General features: G+C 70.0%; 5 protein-coding genes. All 5 read right to left on the reverse strand.

Annotation, left to right across the window (positions count from 1 at the left end; genetic code table 11):
• Window positions 1-39: 39 nt before the first annotated feature.
• Window positions 40-990 (reverse strand): acyl-CoA dehydrogenase family protein, encoded by a 951-nt coding sequence (locus tag JHC79_RS19045; protein ID WP_296393778.1) that lies wholly within the window; start codon window positions 988-990, stop codon window positions 40-42.
• Window positions 987-1682, reverse strand: coding sequence for a glycosyltransferase (locus JHC79_RS19050; RefSeq protein ID WP_296393780.1), 696 nt, complete (start codon window positions 1680-1682; stop codon window positions 987-989). Before JHC79_RS19050 ends, JHC79_RS19045 begins: the two co-directional genes overlap by 4 nt.
• Window positions 1683-1755: 73 nt before the next feature.
• Entirely contained in the window at window positions 1756-2427 is a 672-nt protein-coding gene (locus tag JHC79_RS19055) for an HAD family hydrolase (protein ID WP_296393782.1), read from the reverse strand.
• A 138-nt stretch (window positions 2428-2565) separates the two neighbouring features.
• Window positions 2566-2859, reverse strand: a complete 294-nt coding sequence (locus tag JHC79_RS19060) for a YrhK family protein (RefSeq protein ID WP_296393784.1) — start codon at window positions 2857-2859, stop codon at window positions 2566-2568.
• On the reverse strand, window positions 2856-3239 hold a 384-nt coding region (locus JHC79_RS19065), incomplete at its 5' end, for a YihY/virulence factor BrkB family protein (RefSeq protein ID WP_296393786.1). The genes JHC79_RS19065 and JHC79_RS19060, both read right to left, overlap by 4 nt.

Consider the following 3239-nt stretch of genomic DNA (forward strand, 5'->3'; position numbering starts at 1 on the left):
CCGACGTCCACGCGGCGGGCGTCGGCGGTCCGTCCGTGGTCATGGTGCCCCGACCCCGCCTTCGTCCCGTGCGTGCACCAACGCACCGAGGGCGCGCAGGTCCTGTTCGGCGTGCGACTGGCGCAGATAGACCATCAGGTCGGCGACCGCCTGGGCGTGCGCCTCGTCGGCGACGAGCGGGCCGGGCCCGAGGCATCGGCCGACCCGATCGATGACCTCGGTCGCGACCTGTTCGATGATCGCGCGGACGCGCAACGCGATCGCGTGGGCGCCCTCGAGGTCGTCGGGTGCGGCGTCGAAGGCGTCGGCCGCGGCGGTCAGTGCCGCGGCGCCGCTCCAGAGCGCGGTGTCCACGGCACCGATGTGCACCAACGTCAGGTCGTCGGACTTGCGCTGCCGGAAAAGGCGGTCGGCCACCAGCGATGCGCCGCCGAACCAACACGCCGCGACGCCCACCGCACCGTGCCAGAACCCCGGGCGCTGCAGGTACGCGTCGGCGTCGGCGACGAACTCGACCGGTGTTTCCGAGAACTCGACGGCGTGGGTCTGGGTCGCCGCCATCCCCGCGTTGTGCCAGTCGCCGCCCGCGGCGGTCACCGATGCCTGCCCCATCTGCACGATGAACATCGCGCGGCCATCGCCGGTGCGGGCGGTCACGAGGGCGTGCGTGCACCCGGTGGCACCCGAACACCACGGTTTCGTCCCGGACACCGTCCACGCGCCGGTCGTGTCCCGGGCGGCGGTCAGGACCGCTGTCGAGGACTCTGCTGCCCACACCCCCCACAGCTGGTCGTCGCCCACCGGGTCCCGCCCGAGGTCGCGCAGGATCGCGTCGGCATCCCAGTGGGCCTCCAGGAGACGGCCGACGGAGATGTCCCGGTGGGTGTGTTCGGTGAGCAGCGCGAACCGCTCGCGGGTGGCGCCCGCACCCGGCCGGGGCGGGGTGGCGGTCGACGACGCGATGTCGCGGGCCTCGCTGACCGCGCTCATCGCGCCATCGGTTCGGTGAGATGCGGCAGCGCGCCGGCGAATCCGCCGGGTGTGCGGCCGGTGCGACGGGTCGACGTCGAGACCGGTGCCTGCGCCGACCACGCGATGGCGACGCCGGCGGCCGCCAGCCGAGACACCAGGTCGACGTCCTCGTGTTCGACGAGCGGCGCGAAGCCTCCCGCCGCGAGGTAGGCCGTCGAGCGGAATCCCAGGTTGGCGCCGTGAACATGCCGGTGGCCGTCGTGGTTGGTGTAGCTCTCGGCGAAGGACGTGGCCGCGCCGGGGTGCCACCCCGACCAATCGTCCGGGGTGATCGTGCCGACGAACGCGTCCGCGCCGGTGGCCGCCGCCATCGACTGCGCCGACAGCCAGTTGCGGGGAACGTGCGAATCGGCGTCAGTGGTGGCGAACCAGATGTCCTCGGCCACACGCTGTCCCGCGAACCCGGCGAGCCGCGCACAGCCGACGTTGTGCGAATCGACCACCACGGTGGCGACACCCGGTCCGACCGCCGTCTCGGTGCCGTCGGTGCAGGCGTCGAGGACGACGAGGACCTCGACGTCGGCGGTGACCTCCGCGGCGGCCGCGGCCACCGAGGCCAGCGCACCGGGCAGGGTGTTCACCTCGTCGTGGGCGGGTATGACCACGACGAATCGCTTGATCGTCGGATGCGGTGTGTCGGGTTCGTTCATGCGAACTCCTGTGCGGGGTGCGGCCGTCACGGCCGTTGCGTTGCGACCCCGTACGTTCGAGGTCCTCAGGTGATCAGTGGGTGAAAAGGTCTGAGCGCGCGAGAAGTTCGGCTGCGTCGGCGAACACCTCGGAGGCGCCCGCCTCGCGCAGCTCCGGTGCGGCGATCCCGCCGCTGCGCACCCCGAGCCCGCGGACGCCGATGTCGGTGGCCGCGACGAAATCCCACGTGGCGTCGCCGATCATCACCGCGTTCTCGGCGGCGACCCCGGCCCGCTCGAGGGCGAGTGCCACCACTGTGGAATCGGGCTTCGCGGTCTCGACGTCGGCGCCGGAGGTGACCGCGTCGACGGCGTCCTCGACGTCGAGCAGCGATCGCAGGATCTTCAGTTCGTGCTCGGGGGCCGACGTGGCCAGGACGACAACGTAATCGCTGTCCTTGCAACGGCGCACCAGTTCGCGCGCGCCCGGCAGGACGGTCAGCTCGTCGGAGCGTCCGCCGTAGTACTCGTCGTGTGCCGACGACAGGCCGGAGGCCAGGTCGGAGGACTCGGCGTCTCCGCCCGCCACGTCGATCAACTCCTCGACGAGCAGCGACCCGTCCTTGCCGATGCGACGGTGGATCTCCCAGGCCGGGGCGACGAGATCGTGGTCGGCGAACGCGCGACGCCAGGCATCGACGTGCAGATACACCGAATCGACCAATGTGCCGTCGATGTCGAAAAGGATCGCCTGAATGGGCGCCATGAAGGGCTCCGGACGTCGGATCTGGTGAACGCGGTCACCCGATGATTTCAGGCCCTCGTCTGCCAACCCTAGTCCGTCGGCCACCCTCGTCAACTCGTCGGCGACGTTCCCCGGACCTCCCGGCGACGCGGCTCGGAGCTAGAACTCGTCGCTCTCCGACGGCGATGAGTTCGGGTGCAGTCGCTGCAGATGCACGCGTCGGGCCAACCGGATCAGGGGTCGGATCAGCAGTTCGATGCTGCCCACCAGGAACAGCCAGGTGCCCGCGGTGGTTGTCGATTCGCCGAAGAACAACACACTTCCCGCGATGAACCAGATGGCGATCAGGATGTCGTTGACGATGCTGACCACCTCCCAGCGCTGACGGATCACCAACTCGTCGTGGCCGATACGCACCGTCAACGGTCCGTCACCGCGGGTGGGGCCGCTCACCGCGGACGACCGTCCTCGCTCTGCGATCCGCGACCTCGTGACTCGCGCAATGCCCGTCCCCTCTCCACGAATTCCTGATCGGTGCGCTCGTTCTTGTCCGAGGCCTTCGTATCACGCGGGGGGAGCTGCAGGTGTTCCTCGGCGGGCAGGCCGGCCTGGAGTTCGCGACCGCGCTCGAGTTCGGAGTCGAACTCGGCACCGAACAGCAATGCGAGGTTCGTCAACCACAGCCAGAGCAGGAACACGATCACGCCGGCGAGTGCGCCGTAGGTCTTGTTGTAACTGCTGAAGTTGGCCACGTACAGCGCGAAGAGGGCAGAGGCGATGATCCAGGTGACGATCGCGAGGACCGCCCCGGCGCTGACCCAGCGGAACTTCGG

The sequence above is a fragment of the Williamsia sp. genome (assembly GCF_016462415.1).
GTDB lineage: Bacteria > Actinomycetota > Actinomycetes > Mycobacteriales > Mycobacteriaceae > Williamsia_A.